Annotated in this window: 18 protein-coding genes; 7 read left to right on the top strand and 11 right to left on the bottom strand. The window is 45.1% G+C overall.

Features of this window, described 5'->3' with window-relative positions:
* Positions 1–19: 19 nt before the first annotated feature.
* Entirely contained in the window at positions 20–466 is a 447-nt protein-coding gene (locus tag NL646_RS07070; RefSeq protein ID WP_025635442.1) for an META domain-containing protein, read from the bottom strand.
* Between the two features lie 189 nt (positions 467–655).
* On the opposite strand from NL646_RS07070, the gene NL646_RS07065 reads away from it, so the two are divergent.
* Positions 656–904 (top strand): DUF1289 domain-containing protein, encoded by a 249-nt coding sequence (locus NL646_RS07065; RefSeq protein WP_253664032.1) that lies wholly within the window; start codon positions 656–658, stop codon positions 902–904.
* A gap of 132 nt (positions 905–1,036) precedes the next feature.
* Here NL646_RS07065 and NL646_RS07060 read toward each other — a convergent pair whose 3' ends face one another.
* Together NL646_RS07060 and ushA are read right to left on the bottom strand one after the other, a co-directional pair.
* Positions 1,037–1,258, bottom strand: coding sequence for a hypothetical protein (locus tag NL646_RS07060; RefSeq protein ID WP_005462330.1), 222 nt, complete (start codon positions 1,256–1,258; stop codon positions 1,037–1,039).
* A 418-nt stretch (positions 1,259–1,676) separates the two neighbouring features.
* Positions 1,677–3,392, bottom strand: coding sequence for a bifunctional UDP-sugar hydrolase/5'-nucleotidase UshA (ushA, locus tag NL646_RS07055; RefSeq protein ID WP_005495634.1), 1,716 nt, complete (start codon positions 3,390–3,392; stop codon positions 1,677–1,679).
* A gap of 349 nt (positions 3,393–3,741) precedes the next feature.
* Between ushA and NL646_RS07050 the strand changes: the two genes are divergently transcribed.
* On the top strand, positions 3,742–4,449 hold the full coding sequence (locus NL646_RS07050) for a GNAT family N-acetyltransferase (RefSeq protein WP_253664031.1): 708 nt from the start codon (positions 3,742–3,744) through the stop codon (positions 4,447–4,449).
* Between the two features lie 11 nt (positions 4,450–4,460).
* The gene (locus tag NL646_RS07045; RefSeq protein WP_253664030.1) at positions 4,461–4,976 is read left to right on the top strand and encodes a GNAT family N-acetyltransferase; all 516 of its coding nucleotides are present in this window, start codon (positions 4,461–4,463) and stop codon (positions 4,974–4,976) included.
* A 140-nt stretch (positions 4,977–5,116) separates the two neighbouring features.
* Here the strand turns inward: NL646_RS07045 and rplY are convergent, their stop codons facing one another.
* From rplY to NL646_RS07020, 5 genes are all read right to left on the bottom strand, one after another.
* Positions 5,117–5,395 (bottom strand): 50S ribosomal protein L25, encoded by a 279-nt coding sequence (gene rplY, locus NL646_RS07040; RefSeq protein WP_005378066.1) that lies wholly within the window; start codon positions 5,393–5,395, stop codon positions 5,117–5,119.
* A 284-nt stretch (positions 5,396–5,679) separates the two neighbouring features.
* Positions 5,680–7,029: an ATP-binding protein gene (locus NL646_RS07035; protein WP_253664029.1), complete on the bottom strand. Its 1,350-nt coding sequence runs from the start codon at positions 7,027–7,029 to the stop codon at positions 5,680–5,682.
* Positions 7,019–7,678 carry a response regulator transcription factor gene (locus tag NL646_RS07030; RefSeq protein ID WP_005478918.1) on the bottom strand — a complete coding sequence of 220 codons (660 nt, stop codon included), beginning with the start codon at positions 7,676–7,678 and terminating at the stop codon, positions 7,019–7,021. Before NL646_RS07030 ends, NL646_RS07035 begins: the two co-directional genes overlap by 11 nt.
* Positions 7,679–7,696: 18 nt before the next feature.
* Positions 7,697–8,122 (bottom strand): PepSY domain-containing protein, encoded by a 426-nt coding sequence (locus NL646_RS07025; RefSeq protein ID WP_005495629.1) that lies wholly within the window; start codon positions 8,120–8,122, stop codon positions 7,697–7,699.
* Positions 8,123–8,254: 132 nt separating this feature from the next.
* Complete coding sequence (locus NL646_RS07020; RefSeq protein WP_253664028.1) at positions 8,255–10,006, bottom strand: DEAD/DEAH box helicase; 1,752 nt, start codon at positions 10,004–10,006, stop codon at positions 8,255–8,257.
* Positions 10,007–10,127: 121 nt separating this feature from the next.
* Here NL646_RS07020 and rsuA point away from each other — a divergent pair, with 121 nt between their 5' ends.
* The 3 genes from rsuA (at position 10,128) to NL646_RS07005 (ending at position 13,123) form a co-directional block, all read left to right on the top strand.
* Positions 10,128–10,829, top strand: a complete 702-nt coding sequence (gene rsuA / locus NL646_RS07015; RefSeq protein WP_020840423.1) for a 16S rRNA pseudouridine(516) synthase RsuA — start codon at positions 10,128–10,130, stop codon at positions 10,827–10,829.
* A gap of 432 nt (positions 10,830–11,261) precedes the next feature.
* Complete coding sequence (locus NL646_RS07010; protein WP_005462380.1) at positions 11,262–12,464, top strand: Bcr/CflA family multidrug efflux MFS transporter; 1,203 nt, start codon at positions 11,262–11,264, stop codon at positions 12,462–12,464.
* Positions 12,464–13,123 (top strand): DUF2913 family protein, encoded by a 660-nt coding sequence (locus NL646_RS07005; RefSeq protein ID WP_005462414.1) that lies wholly within the window; start codon positions 12,464–12,466, stop codon positions 13,121–13,123. The genes NL646_RS07010 and NL646_RS07005 overlap by 1 nt, the downstream gene beginning before the upstream one ends.
* An 86-nt stretch (positions 13,124–13,209) precedes the next feature.
* Here NL646_RS07005 and NL646_RS07000 read toward each other — a convergent pair whose 3' ends face one another.
* Genes NL646_RS07000 through NL646_RS06990 form a run of 3 tightly spaced genes read right to left on the bottom strand, consistent with a single transcriptional unit; the run spans position 13,210 to position 18,500 of the window.
* Complete coding sequence (locus NL646_RS07000) at positions 13,210–15,192, bottom strand: MtrB/PioB family decaheme-associated outer membrane protein (protein ID WP_253664027.1); 1,983 nt, start codon at positions 15,190–15,192, stop codon at positions 13,210–13,212.
* 9 nt (positions 15,193–15,201) lie between these two features.
* The gene (locus NL646_RS06995; protein ID WP_069525059.1) at positions 15,202–16,182 is read right to left on the bottom strand and encodes a DmsE family decaheme c-type cytochrome; all 981 of its coding nucleotides are present in this window, start codon (positions 16,180–16,182) and stop codon (positions 15,202–15,204) included.
* Between the two features lie 53 nt (positions 16,183–16,235).
* On the bottom strand, positions 16,236–18,500 hold the full coding sequence (locus tag NL646_RS06990) for an OmcA/MtrC family decaheme c-type cytochrome (RefSeq protein WP_069525060.1): 2,265 nt from the start codon (positions 18,498–18,500) through the stop codon (positions 16,236–16,238).
* Positions 18,501–18,952: 452 nt separating this feature from the next.
* Between NL646_RS06990 and NL646_RS06985 the strand changes: the two genes are divergently transcribed.
* On the top strand, positions 18,953–19,576 hold the full coding sequence (locus NL646_RS06985; RefSeq protein ID WP_053340563.1) for a c-type cytochrome: 624 nt from the start codon (positions 18,953–18,955) through the stop codon (positions 19,574–19,576).
* The last annotated feature ends 6 nt before the right edge of the window (positions 19,577–19,582 follow it).

Below are 19,582 nucleotides of genomic sequence, written 5' to 3'. Positions count from 1 at the left end.
TTTGTTTACTGACTTGGGATTAATTTACCCAGTCACGTAAAGTAAACTTCAACTCATGATCGGCATTTTTCAGAACAAGACCATCTTTAGTTAGAGTGATGTCACTCCAGTTAGATAGTGTTTGTGTCATTGCATTTTCGATCTTCATTTGATCTTCCATACACATCTTCATGGTCATGCCCATTTTCTCGATGCGTAGTTGGTTGTTTTTCAGCTCAGCTTGACCGAAGAAGTTGTTACAACCCGCATTGCCGTTTGCTGTTAGGTTTTCACCGATTTCTAGGCGAGCCGCTTTTTGGTTTTCGTCTAGAACGATGTTTTTACCATCAACTTGAACAAGTTCCCAGTTGTGGTGCTGTAAATCTTGAGCCGTAATTTCTTTCACATCATCACCGTTGCTAGCACAAGCAGTCATAAGAACAGGGAGAGAGATTGCTGTAACTAACGTTTTTAGGCTAAGCTTCATTTTATAGACTCCGTTTTTAGAAACGCGGTAAGTATAAGTAATAAAACACTGTTTTTGTCAGCATACGGTTATGGTTTCGTATGTTTTTGACATAACGAAGTGTATAACAGATTTTGTCGGTGAGTAATCTTCTCGTTTAGTTATTTAAACTAGGCAAATACGCCCTAACATGGAAAGAGCGTTTATAGTATGGAGCAACTGGAATTTTTCACTGTCCCAAGCCCTTGTGTTGGAGTATGTACCTCCGATGAAAAAGGGTATTGCAGGGGGTGTATGAGAAAAAGAGAGGAGCGGTTTAATTGGCTGAACTTAACCCCCGCTCAGCAGTTGCACGTTATTAAGTTGTGTCGTCAAAGATACAGAAGAAAGATGTTGGCAGGGAAGACGAAGCCAGAACAGCTTCAAGATAATTCATCACCTCAACAAGATTTGTTTTAGAAGCATTTCTAATTAAGGTGCGGACACGCCATTGTTCTTGTTTCTGCTTTTTACATATTCCCGGCCCGGCAAGGTATCCTTTAAGAACCGGGAATCTCCTATCCATTTTTCCCTATAAATCGGTAATTGGCGTTATTTCATCGACCAACGGTCGCTAACCCAGCCTCCCGCTTGTTCGTCAAAGTGATTTCCTGCAAATCGATGGTTGAGCTCAACCTCTAATTTACTTGTTGGAAGCTCATCCATTAACTGGTGAATGTACCTTGCCATAGGGTCGGTACATGCTTCACGCTCTCGGCGGATGACCACTTCTTTGATCATTTGGAGTCTGTAGCTATTGCTGGCTCGTTTCATTTTTGACCTCCAGAACTCGATGGCAGCAGTTTGAACACATTGACGTCCAGATCGCTGCTCATTGGCGTGCGCGTGGAGGCACATCACCATCGTTTGAAGTCCAAAGACAAATTGTTTGAGAGCAGTGTTTGTAACGCCATTCACATCTTTCTCAGAATCATTGACTATGCGAATAAAAATGTCTCGCGAAATTTAGCCGATGAGCCTGCATATTTGAAAGACCTTATCAAACATAGAAGCCCAGCACAGGGGCGTCAACAACACAAGTGAACAATTTTTAAACAGATTGTGAAGGTGGAGAATTATCAGCAATTTATCGAAAATAAAAAACCGAAGCACAAAGCTTCGGTTTTGATTTAGGAGCTCTGACGGATTGATTCGATAGAACCATTCTAGTCAGAGCGTAAGGTGTTGAGTATCAGCTACCAGTTGCAGGACAGCCTTTCACTGCTTGGCTATTGCTGAAGTACTTGATGTTGTCTAGGTTCTTGTTGTAGCTATCCGCCGAGATTTGCGGGTTGTTTACGAAGAACTCACGCAGTACTGATGCGTCTGTCATTTGAGTTGATTCAACTTGGATTACTGGGTAGTCATCACCGCCTGCTGCGCTGAAGCTAATTACAGCAAACGTGTAAGTTGCGTCTAGGTTGAAGCCTTTACCATTAATGTCAGTAATAGTTACTGAGCCAGCATCACAATCTACATCTAGAGTGATGTTGTCTAGTTGAGCGTAAGCACCAGAACCCGCAGATTTCGTAGCAACGACGTCTAGGTATTCTTTTACTTCTTTACCTGTCATGGTCGCTTTTGTTACGAAGTTACCAAATGGTTGTACTGTTAGTACATCACGGTAAGTGATATCGCCAGCTTGGATTGAATCACGAACACCACCGGAGTTCATCACACCAAAGTCTGCTTTCACTAGCTCGTATGTGCGGTACGCTTCACCTAGTAGGTGGCCAAGGTTTGTTTGCTGTGAGCGAACTACACCGCGGTCGCCTTCAAGTTTGCCATCCGTAGAAGATACTTTAACGTCAAGCAGATCTTGACCTTGCTCTTGGTAAGTACGAAGAATTTGCTTAACTACAGCATCTGGCTTGATTTCTTCAGCGATGAATTGGTAGTCACCGTTCGCATCTTTTGCCTTTAGGTTAACTGGAATCAAAGCGTAGTTTGCTAGGTGCAGTTTGCCATCGTAGTATTCGAAGTCTGCACGACCTACATATTTACCCCACTCATGCGCTTGCATGATGTATGTGCCGTTTTGTTGGTCTGGAGCACACTCGTCACCTGGTTTGAAGTCTGCGTATTCGTTAGTACCCGGCTCCATACATACTGGGTTTTGTGAGTGGCCACCAATAATTGCATCTAGTTGGCCTTCTTCAAGAGAACGCGCTAGTAAAACGTCACCTGGTGCTTCGCTACCATGGTTACCATCTTGGTAGTGACCCATGTGTGTTGTTGCAAAAACTAGATCGACAGTTTCGTTTGCTTCGATTTCCTTAAGTACTTTTTTGATTTCAACTTGAGGATCTTCGAAGTAGATATCAGCAACGTTACTTGGGTTTACCAGTTTCGCTGTATCTTTTGTTGTTAGGCCAACAACCGCAACTTTAAGTCCGTTAATCGTGAAGACTTTGTAAGGCGCGAAGTAACGTTCGTCGGTTACTTTACCATCGGTGTCTTTCTTGTAGATGTTTGCAGCGAGCATAGGGAAGTCAGCCCATTGGATCTGCTTGTTCAAAACATCTAAAGCGTTATCAAACTCGTGGTTACCGACAGCCATTGCGTCGTAACCAAGCAGGTTCATCCCTATGAAGTCCGGTTCTGCATCTTGCATGTCTGACTCAGGAACACCTGTGTTGATATCACCGCCAGACAATAGAATGGTTTCGCCACCGCTTGATTCCACTTCTGCACGAATAGAGTCGATCAAAGTTTTGCGTGCAGCCATGCCGTATTCGCCTTTGCTGTTTTCCCAAAAGCGGCCATGGTTGTCGTTAGTGTGTAGAACGGTGAATTTAGTACAAGAATCTGCAGTCTCACAGGTTACTGGTGAATTGTCGCTGTCTGAGCCGCATCCTGCTAGCGCAGCGCCCACTGCCACTACCAATAGAGATTTGGAAAACTTCATAAGGGATCCTTTCTTTGTGATTTTGTTATTGTTACGGCGTGAAATATACGGAATTAATGTGAAAGTTTAGTGATCTATCTCTTATTTATACTTCTATCGAAGATACGAATTAATAAGCATGCAAACTACGTCTATAAATAAACAGAATTGGTATTTAGCATTTATTTTATGTGGCTTAAGCTATTTTTTGTGAGGCAGTTAATTGAATGCGTGTTGTTTATGTGAATCAATACGCATTTTGGTGAGGTATGACGCTAAGTTTGGTTATTATTTTGCCAAATTCATGTTTTTCTAAGTTCCTACGAAACAAATAGTTATAATTTTCTACTGCAAAGGTAGAGAGGTAGGGATGCTTATAAAATCATCTGCGAAAACAGCAGAAATCGATTGCTCTTGGCGCAATCAGTTTGAACTCAGTCAAAAACCGTACAACGGTTATTACTATGACTCCCAATTTTGGAAAAGGTTTTCCGAACACACCGCTGTTTATTTATTCCAATCTGATGCGTTTACTCTTTTATCCTGTCCGGAAAATCTCTGGCATAAAATTAAACATTTTCAGCCGAGTGAGCTAGAGATAAAATTAAATAACCTGCAATTACTCTGCGAATATGACGACGTCGACTATCATTTATTTAATGATAATACCTTCAATAAAGATGCTGATGTTTTCACTTTGAATATTGAATCTGACAATGAGTTGCTTGACGCATTTTTACGTAGTAACAGCGCAGAAGATATTGAGAAAGCCGATTTCGAGCTCGATAGCCACTTCTTCTATGGCATTTTAGAAGAGGGTAAATTGGTTGCGGCATTAGCGTCATATTGCTACGAAGGAAAGGAGCCATTTGAGTCGTTATCGTTACTAGTCAGCCCTAAAGCGAGAGAAAAAGGGTACGGTAAGCGCTTGCTTTCACACTTAGTGGCGGAGGTTAAAACGCGAGATCGTAAAGTGAGATACCGAGTAAATATCGAAAATATACCTTCGATTAAGTTGTGCGAATCTTTGGGATTTGAAGCTTATAACCGATTGCGCGTATTTACTCAGGATGAATAGAAAGGAAAGTAATGGGATACACAGTAAGGAATGCTGTCAGAGAAGAAGCAGCTCAAATTGCTAAAATACATGTCGATTCGTGGCAGGTGGCGTACAAAGGGTTAATGCCACAAAGCTATATAGAGCAGTTTATCATTGAGCGCCGAGAAAGGATGTGGATACGAGTTATGACGGAGCAACTGGCTCAATTGATCGTGGTTGAGAAGCAAGGGGAAATCGTCGGGTTTTTAAGTTACGAGTTGCCTAACCACACCAGTGAAGATAAAACGGCGTTGGTAACGTGTTGTTATGTCTCGCCGTTACATTATGGGCAAGGGGCAGGAAGTGCACTGTTAGATGAGCTCGAAACACGTCTACTCTCCACGCCAGTTATGCAGATAAGTCTGAAAGCACTGAACACCAATAATCAAGGGCTGAACTTTTACAAGAAGTGTGGTTTTGTGCGTATCGGGGAAGAAGAATCCGAAGTCATTGATAGCATGACGCTGACTGACCTCACTTTAATGAAGTACATTGCCCGTTCGTAAATCAAATGCCATATATAGTAAAACCCCGGAGGTGGTAAGACTCCGGGGGTTTGAAATTTTTTAGATGTCTCGGTTGGTAAATCCGATTATCTTTTATGCAAAAGGTCTGGATTTAATCCGATTAATTCCTTGGTAGGGAATTAGATACGGATGAAGTCCATGTGTTCAACTTTTGGCTTGAACGCGTGACGTTGAACGTCTTGTGGCTTAACTTTAACTTCTTTGCCATCGATAACTAGAACGATGCCTTCGTAGAATTCAGGCTTGTCCATTTGGTTTACGATGTCGTCGTGGTTAAGAACGATAGCTACTGCTGCTTCTTCACCGCCGTATACAACTGCAGGGAATTTGCCAGCGTGACGTAGGCGGCGGCTCGCACCTTTACCTAGTTCAGTACGTACTACTGCTTCGAATTTCATAGTATTTACTCTCAAATTAGTAAAAATCAAATGTTCACAATCAACAATGCGACCTTGTTGTTCGTGGTAAAGCTTGAAACAGGAACTGTTCAAGCGAGCGCGGATACTATCATTCCACTTAGAATTGGGCAACCCAAATCGTATCTAAATCAATAAAAACACATCATTTGGCGGATCCGAAGTTGATGGTTTTCATCACTTAGCGTGAAAAATGCTCGTATCGCTTCTATTTTCATCGGTTTGATTAGCGTTTACCGATGAAAAAGAGTCTTTCGTGATTCGTTTTAAGTACGGCTACGGTGCAACGTTAATGTGGCTTTTAAGCCACCCATTTTGCTCTTTTCCAAAGCCAATTGGCCTCGATAGCTGTGCGCCATTTCACTCACAATATTTAAACCGAGCCCAGAACCTGGCGTTGTTTCGTCTAATCTGACACCACGTTTGATGACTTGGCCTAATTGCGCTTGAGGGATTCCAGGCCCATCGTCTTCGATAATCAGGTGGATACTATCCTTATCCTGAGTAGAGTGGACGCGAATCATGCTATTTGCCCATTTATAGCCATTTTCAAGCAAGTTACCGATCATTTCATCGAGGTCGGTTTTTTCGACTGCAACATTCAACTCAGAATCAAGCTCATTAACTAAGGTGATGTCTCGCTCGGCATAGACTTTATCGAACGCCATTGAGATAGCATCCACTCGCTCTGCTGGATTGGCTTTGACAGAAAGGATGTTCATGGAACCCGCCATTCGAGCGCGACCTAAATGATAGTCAATGTGATCTTGAATCTGGTTGAGTGGGGCGTTTAAGCGGGCTTGCGTTTTGGGCTCTAGCGTTTGCACTTCATTTTTTAACACAGATAGCGGCGTTTTAAGTGCGTGTGACAAATTACCCGCGTGGTTACGCGCACGTTCCAGTAACTCCTGATAGTGGAAAAGAAGAGCATTGAGGTCAGAAATAAGCGGCGAAATCTCTTTCGGATAAGTTTCTTCTAAACTCTTTTTATTTCCAGCTTTGAGCTCTGCCAGCTCTTTTTGCAGTTTAGTTAATGGACTCAATGACCAAACGATTTGCAAGAGAATGACAGTCAAAACGCCAGCAAACAACAATCCTAGAATTAGCCAGAGTTGACCAATAAGGGTTTGCAGTGTGCTTCTTATTGGCTCTTCGTCGATACCTACGATGATATGAATTGGACCATCGTAGTCGGGTAGATATAGCGCTTTTTCCAGAGTAATCAGTTTTTCGTCTCTTGCACCATAAGCATCTTTATCGAGTCCTTTATACTCGATTCTTTTATCCCACAACGAGCGAGAGCGTTCGAGGCTTGAGTCTGTCGATGCACTCCAATATAAGCCGCTGTACGGGCGACTAAAGCGAGGATCCGACAGCTGAGCTGCTAACGAAAGATGGCCTGTATGATCGACTTCCAATTGAGCGGCGATTTCATCCATAAAGATGCTCAGCTGGGAGCGCGTGTCGTCCACCATATAGTTATAAACTTGGGTAGGAATGGTGACACCCGCAGCAAGGATCATGGCGGTGAGCCATACAACCGCCGCCAACACCAATCGGCTTTTGATACTTAATCGCTTTAAGGCATGCAGCGGCAGTTTGTTCTTATTCGGCATTCAGTTGATACCCTAAGCCACGCACGGTTTTGATGATTTTTGGGGCGATTTTCTTACGAATACGACCGATAAATACTTCAATCGTGTTGGAGTCACGATCAAAGTCTTGCTTGTAAATGTGCTCCACAAGCTCCGTGCGTGAAATGACTTTTTCAGGATTATGCATAAAGTAAGCGACTACTTTATATTCCAGCGCTGTTAGGCTCACTGCTTGGCCTTGCCACATCACTTTTGAGGTTCTGGTATCTAGGCTTAAATCGCCTATTTGCATGACCGGAGAAGCGTTACCAGATGCTCTGCGCAGTTGGGCGCGAAGACGAGCGATAAGCTCAACCATTTCAAACGGTTTAGTCAGGTAATCATCTGCGCCAGCGTTTAGGCCTTCTACTCGTTGAGTTAAGGTATCACGCGCACTTAGGATCACGACCGGAGTGTTGATGTTTTCATCTCGAATGCCTTTTAAAACGGTTAAGCCATCGAGTTTCGGTAGACCAAGGTCGAGCACAATCGCGTCCCATTCTTCGGATGTCGCTCGGTAGAGCGCGTCAATGCCATCTTGTGATAGCTCAGGTACCCAACCGTTATTTTCCAACGTTTCGATAATTTGCTCGCCTAGACGAGGATCATCTTCGACAACAAGTATTTTCATGGCAGCGTTTCTTATTATTTAGTTTTGTGGTGGTTTTAAAGCTTTATTGAAGTTTCGACCTTTGACTTCCAGCATTTCCAATGTGGCAGCGTCATATTCGACCTTCAACACACTATTGTTGAAGAGTATTTTCAGTTCGTAAACCCATTCATTGTCATCTTCTTCAAGCTCGACTTTGATGATGCGACCATAAAGGTCATTTTCGACGGCCGCGTAAAGCTCAGAGAAGGGACGAATGTAGCCTTTTTGTACGGCGCGGTAGACCTCATCCTGGTCTTCATCAAATTCGATACGTGTGCCGGGCTTTTCGACATCTTGCACGATGGCGTGGCCATTTTGCGTGGTGTAAATATCATTTTGCTGCGCGAAGCTTGGTGCAGAAAGCAGCATCGGGGCGAGGCTGAAAAACAACGCAAGATTTTGAGAAGTCACTGGTTTATACATAGCAAAACCTTTTCTGAAGAGTTGGCAAAATTATATCTAGCTGTACATGAACAGAAAGTGAATCATCGTGTGAACTGTCGGTTCAGTCACATTCACTTTGCTCTTGGCAAACTCATTGGTGCGAATCGAGCGTTATTTAAGTTCATCTTCAAAAATCTTGTCGCGCAACTTCCAAAAGCGCCCAGACTTTCTGGCAATGACAAACTGTGGTAAACGGAAACGGTGTTGATTGGCGACGACTCGTGTAGGCGATGCTTCTTCAAACGGGCGATGTTTATCTGCAAGGTGAGGGCGCACAAACTGGTCTTTAAAAGTTTGCTTCTGTTTCTTGGTGTTTAATGACCAAAACTCATGAACTAATGCATGACCTTCGCCTTGGTATGGTTCCCCAGAATACGTGACTTTGAGCTGTGATTTGCCGTCATTTGATTTGAACACGGACAAGTCCATTTCTGTGCACTCGAAGATCAGTGCGTCTTTCAAATTCAGTGCTTCTTTTAGTTTCTTATCTGGGTCGACCAATGTTGCATCACATTCATGGCATATACGAGCGGCAATATCATTATCTGCGCCACATTCGCTGCAATATTTGGCACGAAAACGGTAGCCACAATGTTCGCGTTCGCCCGTGTCTTCATCTTCAAAGTAACCTTGGCATCGTCGGCCAAAGTGTTCGAGTAAAAAGCCATTGCTGTCCAATTTACCCCAGAAATTGTTGTTAAATCCGCAAGCAGGGCAAGGGATAGTAATGATCTCGCTGGTGGAGTCGGGTTTTGGATCTCCCACTTCTGGCTGATACAAATCGTAGCTGTTACCCGCGTAATCGAGTACCAGACATTCATTTTTACCTTCCGATAAACGCAAACCTCGTCCAACAATTTGTTGATATAAGCTGACCGACTCAGTGGGGCGCAAGATGGCAATCAAATCTACATGAGGCGCGTCAAATCCGGTGGTTAACACAGAGACATTAACCAAGTATTTGATTTCGCGATTTTTGAAAGCTTGAATGATCGCATCGCGCTCTGGCGTTGGAGTATCACCAATGACGATGGCGGTTTCGCCTTCTGGCAGCAGGCCGTGAATTTCTTGAGCATGTCGAACTGTTGCAGCAAAGATCATCACGCCTTTACGATCTCTCGCGTATTGAATGATTTGCTCCACAATCTGAGGAGTGGCGCGTTTGGCTTTGTCGATAACCATGTCCATTTCCGCTTCTTTGTAGCGTCCGGTATTAGCGGGTTTCAGCTGCGAGAAGTCGTAAGACAAAACGGGCGCATCCATCATGCGTGCGGGGGTGAGGAAGTTTTCGTCCAGCAAGTAACGGATCGGCAGCTCGAAAATGCAGTCGCGGAAAAAGCGCGACTCTTCGGTGCGTACTTGACCTCGGGTGTGGTATTGATAAATCCATCCCATTCCTAAACGATAGGGTGTTGCCGTTAAGCCCAAAACTTTGATGCCAGGGTTGAGCTCTCGAAGGTGCGTAATCACTTTTTGATAGCTGCTGTTTTTATCGTCTGGCACACGGTGACATTCATCGATAACCAGAAGTGAGAACTGGTTTTTGAATGAGTCCAAATTGCGCACTACCGATTGCACCGAGGCAAACACCACTTGTTGGTCGGTTTCCTTTCTTCCTAATCCTGCCGAAAATATGGCGCCTTTCAAACCGTAGCCTTCATATTTCGCGTGGTTTTGTTCCACCAGCTCTTTTACGTGGGCCAAAACCAGCACACGCCCTTTGGCAAGGCGTGCCAGCTCTGCAATAACTAAGCTTTTCCCAGCACCAGTTGGTAGTACGATCACTGCGGGGGTGGAATGTTTGCGAAAGTAATGAATAACGGCTTTAACAGAGTCAGCTTGATATGGGCGAAGTGTGTACATGAAAATATGTGAAATTGCTCAACTATTCGAACTAGGAAGGCTATAATACCTGACTTTTATACCCAAGTGACCTTTGAACCGTAATTCGGAGATCACTTGGGTATAATTCAATGAGGTATTCATGCGTTTAGATAAGTATTTGTGTGATGCTCTGGGTGCGACTCGCAAGCAGGCAACAAAGATCATCAAAAGTGGCGAAGTGCTCGTCGATGGCGAAGTACAAAAAAGTGGTTCATTCAAAGTGCCAGAAGGTGGTGTTGTAGAATGGGATGGCCGAGAAGTCGGTGCGCCAGGGCCTCGTTACATCATGTTGTACAAACCAGCGGATTTTGTTTGTTCACACGAAGATGGTTACAACCCTACGGCCTTTGTATTGCTTGATGAACCTAAAGTCGAAAACCTTCACTTCGCTGGCCGTTTAGATGTGGACACGACGGGTTTGGTGTTGATTACAGATGATGGCCAATGGTCTCACCGTATTACATCACCGAAACACAAATGCGAAAAAACATACCGCGTGTGGCTAGCGGATGCGATTCAACCTGATTACGTTGAAAAGTTTGCGCAAGGTATTGAGTTGAGAAACGAACGCGAAGCGACGTTACCAGCGCACCTTGAGATCGTGAATGAAGCAGAAAACGAAGTGCTGCTTACTATCGTTGAAGGTAAGTACCACCAAGTGAAACGCATGTTTGCTGCACTTGGTAACAAAGTAGAACTGCTTCATCGTGAGCGAATCGGCGATATCGTGTTGGATGACACTCTAGAACCGGGTGATTACCGTTATCTGACTCAAGAAGAAGTGGATTCTGTGTGGAATTAATCGTCGCTCTCGGAAATTCTTTAGTTCCTAGCAGGAACTAGTCTTTTGGTAGGAATTGGCTCAGAATGACGATTCCTACCAAAATGTTTTCGTGCCTAGACAATTTCGGTATGCATGCTTAACCTCAGTGATATGCCGCGGTGTTTTATCACAGGCTCACGCATACTTTTCTCGCGAAACATCCGTTCGTAGTGAATCAATCATGCTGTCATCTTTGGTTTATTGCGTGCAATTATCGGGTGAACATGCATCGTTATCATGCGCTTTTCTATGTCGAGCTCGTCAAGGCCACCTTGGTAAACATTCGTCCTTATGATCCTCGAAAATTGAATCAGCAAAGCACTGTGCTTTGTTTTCAATGGTACGAGAAGCATCCTTGCTAGTTTCTGAAAAGAAATGGCTGATGGCAAGGACACAACTAGAGGTAAAAGAATGACAGAAAAAGCTCAAAGCGCTCCCCAATCTCAAATCAGTTTTTTACTGTTTCTTGTGCTCGGCGCAATTGGCGCGCTAACGCCATTGGCGATCGACATGTATCTACCGGCAATGCCGACCATCGCAAAAGATTTGGGCGTTGCACCTGGTGCGGTTCAAATTACATTGACGGCTTATACGGCGGGTTTTGCGATTGGTCAGTTAATTCATGGGCCGCTTGCCGATAGCTTTGGCCGCAGACCTGTACTGATTTTGGGTGTGCTTTTCTTTGGATTAGCAGCGGTGGTGAGTGCGACCACAAACGGCATTGATGCGTTAACCTATGTTCGTACCGCCCAAGGTTTTGCTGGCGCGGCTGCGGCGGTCATTATTCAAGCAGTGGTGCGTGACATGTTTGACCGTGAAGACTTTGCGCGCGCAATGTCTTTCGTCACATTAGTTATCACGATTGCCCCGTTGGTTGCGCCGATGATTGGCGGTCACCTTGCGATTTGGTTTGGATGGCGTTCTATCTTTTGGGTGCTGGCTATCTTTGCTGTGGTTGTCATTCTGCTGGTGTTTTGGAAAATTCCGGAGACGCTAAAACCAGAAAACCGCCAACCACTGCGTTTTCGCACCACATTAAAAAACTACGCCCGTTTGTGTTCAAGTTCTGAAGCGTTGGGCTTGATGTTGTCTGGTGCATTCTCGTTTTCGGGGATGTTTGCATTCCTAACTGCGGGTTCGTTTGTTTATATTGATTTATACGGTGTTCGACCTGACCAATTTGGTTACTTATTTGGTTTGAACATTGTGGCGATGATCATCATGACCAGCATTAACGGTCGTTTGGTGAAAAAAGTGGGCTCTCATGCCATGCTTCGTTTTGGGTTGTTCGTGCAACTTTTGGCGGGTATTGGTCTGTTCGTAAGTTGGTTGATGGACTTCGGACTGTGGGGCATCGTGCCTTTTGTTGTGCTGTTTATCGGCACATTGTCGACGATTGGTAGTAATGCGATGGCGCTGCTTTTAAGTGGCTACCCATCAATGGCGGGTACGGCATCGTCTCTGGCGGGGACGTTAAGATTCGGTATCGGCTCATTGGTTGGCGCGCTGGTGGCATCACTACCTGGTAATGTTGCGTGGCCTATGATCATCGTTATGTTTGCTTGTTCTGTGCTTTCAGCACTGTTTTATTGGACTTTAGGAAGAAAGGCGTAATGTCGAATTACACCAAAGAAATTCAAAACTTGGTTAACTCTGCTCTGAATGAACTGGAGCAGGAGCATCGTTCTGGCAAGTTGGCCAATGCGCCAGTGGCGAACAACCACTATCTTGTTCGTTGGGTAACAAAAGCTCTGAAATCTCAGCGTTTTGGTCGAACGGTCGGCGATGACTTAACTCGTTGGCAAAAGGCGGGTCGTTCAAAGGGGAATGACGCTGGTTTGTTGTTTATCTTCAAACGTATTTCTGCTTTCTACGCGCAATTCTTCCCTGAAGGTGAAGATTCAAAAGTGATCAAAGACTCTGACGTCGAAGCTTTTTTGGACGTAATGGAGCAAGCGGGTTGGGAGGTTTCTACCTCTGAACAATTGGTTGGTTGTGGCAAAATCCAAATCTTCACGGAAGGTCAAAATTCTTTGGCACTGTGTGCAGACCAATGCGAAAGCTGCTTCGACGGCGAGTTGCTCGTTAAACCGATGAGCTGGTTTGTGCGTGGCAACCATGCTGAGTTTGTTGAGAAAGCAGCGCAAGCGGGCTTTATGGTGCATAAAGTGACGGACTACAAATCGATGGTGAAATACCACGGCGAGTACCTTATCTTCCCTGCAAACGAAGGTAACCAATTGGCTGAGATTCCTTTGAGCTTCCAAGCTTAATCAACTTCTCACAGTTGTAGAATTGAAATACGAAAGCATCAGGCGCTTAAAACGTCTGATGCTTTTTTTGTTACGTCACTCTGTGTTTAAAAGCGATATTTCCAATAGACGCCGCCATACAGACCTTCATAGCTTTGCAAAACGTCGCCCATCGTTCCGGTTTCGTTGTTAAACAAGTAATCCTCTTCTGAGTAGTCTTCATAACGAAGGTTAAGCTGCACGTTTTGATTTTCAGATACTTCATAGTCAGCGATGACTTCAAATCGATACGAGTTCGCCTCGTTATCAGGATATTGGTAACCACCAGATGTGGTTGAAGATTTACTGTCCGCTTGGCTGTAGCTGTAATCAAATGAGATAGAAAGTTTGTCGTCCAGCAGTCGCTCTTTACTCACACCAAAACCAATGGTTGTGATGTCATCTTTGAGCTTGGTGGTGTAGCGATTCCAGCCGACAACGTCAGAGTTTGCTTGTTGTTGCTCGGAGCGGATGATCTGTTGATTGTAAAAAACATGCCCGCTTAATCCGTCGAGTAAATTGAAGTTGAGGCTGAGGTCGTAGCCGTAATCTTCCCCTTCGCTTAAACCAATATCGGGTTTTGCATAGTCATCATTTCCGTACCAAAGTTCTGCAAGTAGCTGGACATCGTCTGTCATGTCATAACTGCCGTCGCCACGGAGCTCAATCCTCTCTTTGTCGGCTAAATAGTATTGGCGCAAATTAGGCGAGTCACTGCTGTCGTCCTGCCAATCAGAGCCATCGCGGAAAGAGTAGGAGACTTTACCGCCTAATTGCCACGGACTGTTTGGTCTGTACTGAGCACCAACAAAAACGCGTTGTTCATCGGTACGTTTTCGGTCTGCATAGCTTCGCTCGTCTTGTTTGAAGTGATAACCAGCATTCACTTTCAAATCAGACGCAACACGATGCGTTAACGTTGTTTCCAGTTTGGTTTTTGTGTGGTCGTATTTTTCTCTTGTAGAGCCGATGATGGTGTTTCTATCGGAGTTATCGTCTTTGTCTGAATAGTCCGCAGAAATGGCGAAAGCTGTGTCTCGCGAAAGTTTGTTGTGGTAATCCGCGCTCATTTGCCAAGTGTTGGTTTCGCCATGGAATGTATTGGAGTTAACGGGGGACTGCGGAAACGGATTTAACCCGCCTTCAGAAGACGTTTGTGACCAAAGTAAGCGGCCACTGAACGTTTGTTGATTCAACCGATAATTCCCCGTGACAGCAAACTGGTGAAAGTCGTTGTCAGGCTCATACGCGATGTGGTTGGCGTAAGGGTTAGTAACACCGCCGTAATAGAGTGCGGACTTGTCATTGCGGAAAAACGAGCCGCGATACGCAATATCCACCAGCCACAAATCTTCAATGTAGCTCACTCCTACTTGAGTATTTAAGGTTTCATGATCGACGGCTTTGGGTATGAATCCAGGCGCGTTGGCGTAACCCGGAATGGTCGATGAATAGAGCGAAGTTGTGCCTTCTTTACGTTCGTGCTTCATGGATGCATATGGCTTCCATGGCGTATGTGGTGTGTACTTGAGTTCTAACTTAAACGTCTCTCGCGTCACTGAGTTTTCATATTTCGATAGGTCACCACTAACGAGTGCATCTTCTCTTGGATGATACGCACTGAGTGAGGACTGATTCCAGAAATACGGAGTTTCACTGTAGCTGCCGAGGATACGTAATCCGTCGTACTGGCCCATTTCCCACTGCAGTAAGAAGCGTTGCAAACCAAGATCTTCGACGACGATTCGATTGTAGAACCCGTCGTCTTCATATTGTTCGATATCGGCGTTTAGGCTAGCGTTAAAGTGTTTGTTGTCAGAGTTTGTACCGTAAACGGGCGGATTCCAATTATAGAATCGCGAGGAACCATCGTTGTTAAGGAACCCTACGCCCGCGCTGACTTCTCCACTCCATGTGCCGTCGCTGCTGCATCCACTGCACTGCCAGCGGCTAGTGTCGGCTGGTTGAGAACGTTGTAACGAATAATCGTTGGCGTGCGCTTGCACAGCAAAAGCAAGGGAAATAGCGATGCACAGTTGAGATAGTTTCATGCCTCCCTCCTAATAACTTAATGTTTGACCACGTGGGTGGTTAGAGCCATGCACTTGATTGTGGCAGTTTAAACAACTTCCGCCGCGCACTCTCAAGTCGTTTTCAGGAATGGCTACGTTTGCATGTGGCACACGGTGACATTCCTGACATAGCATTGGCAGTCGTTTATTGAGCAGGGCTTTGTTCACTGAACCATGAGGTGTGTGGCAGGATGTGCAATCTTCAGTTACCGGCTCATGCTCCCATAAAAATGGGCCGCGTTTTTCCGCATGACACTCGTAACAAGCGTTATTGACGGTTGACCAGTTCAGGCTCGCTTCATTTAATGTCTGATGTGGATTGTGGCAGCTAGAACAAGTCATGACGCCGTCGATAATAGGGTGACGACTGCGTTTGTGGATATCTGATTTGGTGCGGGAGTGACAATCGGTGCATTTGTCTGCTTGCATTTCGTCAACCATCATCGGATCGTCTTTTTGATGCAGTTGGTGACAGCTTGCACAAGACAGCCCTTCAAAAGCGTGCTCGCTACTATGCCAAGTCGAGCGTTTCGCATCTTGGTGACAAGATAAACACACGCTGTTTTGCTTTTCGGCCGGAACAGGGGAGTTTGGCCCAAAAGTGATCATCGGTTCACGAACTTGTCCTTTTCGTGGATTGCGTTCGTGATTGTTCGCTGGGCCATGGCATGCTTCACACTGTTTATCATTCATTGGGCCATGCAGGTTTGCGGACTTGCCATGAATGTTGTCGAAAATACCCGTAGCAGGTTTGTCTGATGTATCGTCATGGCAACGAAGGCAGCCATCTGGTCCGCGGCGTGAATATTTCCCCTCGGAAAACTTGGTGTCTAATATGGTTTCCATTTCTTCTGGAGTTAACGTCGCCGCTTCGGGTTCTGGCTTGGCGACATCTTCCGAACTGACGGTGAAGATGACGCCTAACCCAAGTATCCCAGCTACCAACCACCGCAGAAACATTGCTTTCATAGCTCTTCCTTTTCTTATCCTTAATTGTCAAAGCATTGTGTTCAATGACGAATTCAACGGTAGTCGTATACCTTGTGAACCTTATCTACCCCTTGTGACTGACCAATAGCATGGCAAGTCGTACATTGTTCGGTGCCCATGGCTTGTGCTGCTGTGTCTGCTCCAAATACCGCGCCGTGATTCAGCATATGGTTCAGAGGCGCATCTCCTGCCACGGTATCCGGGTCAGCATTAGCTAAAGATGACTCTAGGTGACACGCGCCACAGGCGACTAACGCAGGACTAAAGTACTTACCACTTGCCAGAGAAGGGCGCGTATTTTGTTGGCTAGGTAAGTTGTATTGAGCATTGGTATGGCAGGCCTCACAGTTGTTGACTGCGCCAGGGAAAGGCGCTTCACCGCTATGAGCGGAGCCAAAGGCGTGGAATGAGTGCACGTGGTACTTTAGATCAGCCGCCATTCCAGGATAAAACGCAGAACGTTCAGAGTTATGGCAATTTTTACATTGTTGGAAGTCGGTGGCGGCATGTGGATGCTCACCGAGCTTATGGATAGTCAGCTCTTTGTGACAATCGTTACACGATGAAATGTCCGCGCCCACTGGCAGTTTGTGTTGCTTGTTGATACCAGACACATCAAACGAGCCAGATGCGTTATTGGCGGCAATGACGAAAGGCGATTTGATAAGATCGATGCCTTCAAACGTAACGCATTCGGCGAGCTCGCCATCTCTACGGTCGGCGCAAAGTGGCATGTCGGCAATGTTAACCGTCAACGTAGAGTTGGAGATTGGCTTAATCGCAGCGTCAGTGAAGTCTTTATGACACAAGAATAGGCCTTCTCCTTGAGCCTCACAGCCGTCACCAAGTGCGCCATCATCGGCGACGTTGAGACTGTTGTTTGCGACTATCGGGCCTTGGCCGTTATCCCAGTTCAGCAACAAATTGAGGTGCCCATGTTCATTAATGAAAGGGGTCAGTTCGTTGATGGATCCAATACCTGAGCCCGCTTTCGACACTCTTAGTTCAACCTCAAACTGGTCATCAATAAATCGCGCGCTTTCAACGTTGATTTCAAGCGAATCACGTGCCTTTGCAAGATTCTCTAAACGCATTACGTGAACCGTTTTAGCACTTCGGCTTGCGTCTTGGCCGATGATTGGATCGCCATTGTCATCTCGGTCATAAGGTCGGTGACAGCCCGAGCAGGAGTTTTGTGGCTCGCCGTTTCTTACCCAAGCCGTACCCACTTGGTTATCATGCGCGCCTCTGTCTCGGTACAAGTGACAGGTCTCACAGGCAACTTGGCTTGGGTGTTCAAACCAATTGTTGGCGTCTGATGCTTTCGCGACATCGGTCGAATGGCAGGTTGTACAGTTGCGGGCATCTTGCGGGAAAGGGTTGCCTTCAATGACTAAACCATTGATGTCGGTAACGAGCATGTCATTCTCGTCGACAGGCTGTTTGTAAGTGTCGGTGTTATTTCTGTCGCTACCTAATTTGAAAACATTACCGTGGTATTGATGAACAACGGCAGCGAGAGGGCGTCTGGCTGGCGCAGCGCCAGGATTACTGTCATTGTGGCAAGCGGTACAAACGGCAATGTTGTTATCAATTGAGCGATAGCCGGGTCCATGATGAAGCGGTTCGCCCATATGACAGTTTTCACAGGTACCTGTTTCAATCACATTGCGGGAGACTACTGCATCTGAACTTTCTTGCGGTACCCATTCAAACACGTAGGTAAAACCATTGCCTTGCTCGCCATACGCCATGACGATTCGGTGGAGTTTATCCGCATCCCAAGCAATAAAACCATTGTTGTTAGAAGAGTCGGCAGTATAAGGATCGGACACTTTTAAAACGTCAGGAATGGCAAACGTGTAGCGATACCCTTCGTCTGTTTTTACTAGTGTTCCATCCCAAACACTCTCCATGCTGGCACGGTTATTTGTGGTATTACTTGAGTGATGGAAACTCTTCCAATAGGTATTGCCATGACGCCCATTGAAGGCAAAGGCTGGATCGCTCGAATTTTGTGTGTCGACACGAGAGGGCATTGCTTTAAGAAGTGCGATGCGAAAGTCTTTCGTTTCGTCTAGCTCATGAGATCTGCCACTGCCGTCTTTGACGGTAAAATCGACTACCAGTTTGGTTTCTCCGGTTTCTTGAGTGACCAATGATGACTCGGAAACACTGATCTCGAAATCACCAAGTGCAGGTGGTGATGTATTCTGATCGTTTTTGCTGTCTGGACCACATCCGGTGAGCAGTAAAATAAAAAATATTAATGTAGCGATCGACTTTAAACCGTTCATAGTCCCTCTCGATTCGTCCTAAAGTAAGTGGGAATGCGTTGGAATGGTTAAATATCTCAATAAGCAATTGATTGAAATATTAATTTTGTATTCAAGCCAAAAGCAAAATATCCATATTTACATCGCTTGAATAAATCGAAATACATGGCTTGTAAGAGTATAGACGCAATATGAAATATTATTAAAATAAACCGCTTTTTCTATGTGTGAATTTTGGGTTTTAAATTATTGTGTTTTTAAATCAATTGTTTGTATTGAGGTTTGTTGTTCTTGAAGAGGTCGGTGCAGAAAAAGTAAGGGTATTGAACTACGCTACTTTAAATGGTTGACGGCTTAATATTTTTATCTTGGATATCGTTGGTTTTAAGTCGCGTTTATAAAATGATTTTCTTATCGTTTATTCGCTGTCTGGTTTTGATTAACAAAGATAATTACTACGGAGTCAGTCTAATATGCACCAACTAATTAAATTATCTCTAAAATTTTCCTCGGTGTTAGCCATTAGCTCAGTTTTGGCCTCCCACAGTTTAGCGTCACCAAGTGAGCTAATTTCACAACATGAATGTGAAGCTTGTCATGGGCCAAACGGTGTTAGCTCAGACACTAATATTCCGACCATCGCAGGGATTCCCGAGTTCAACTTTTTCGACCAGATGTTGCGTTACCTTGAGGGCAGACCCTCAGCTTCGGTTAATCACGTTTATGGAGACACGAGCCAAAAAGGCGACATGGTGACGATAGTCAAATCTTTATCTGAAGCGCAGATTGAAGAGTTAGCAAAACATTATGCTGGGCTTGAGTTTGTGCCTGCTAAGCAGTCTTTCGATCAAGCGTTAGCGATGAAAGGTAAGGCTATCCACGCGAAAAGTTGCGAGAACTGTCATTCGGATGGTGGCAGTAACGCTCTGGATGAAGCTTCGGTTTTAGCTGGTCAGCAGAAGGGCTATCTCGCCACAACGTTACAGCAGTTTAAGCAAGGCAAACGCTCCGTTGATAAAAAAATGGATGAGGCGTTCAAAGGGCTTAGTTCCGATGATATAAACGCGCTCGTAGAATACTATGCGAGTTATCGCTAGCGCTGT

Source organism: Vibrio sp. Y20_XG_PY13 (assembly GCF_024181925.1).
Taxonomy (GTDB): Bacteria; Pseudomonadota; Gammaproteobacteria; order Enterobacterales; family Vibrionaceae; genus Vibrio; species Vibrio parahaemolyticus.
Note: the sequence above shows the minus strand (reverse complement) of the source record. Positions and strands in the feature narration are given on the sequence as shown.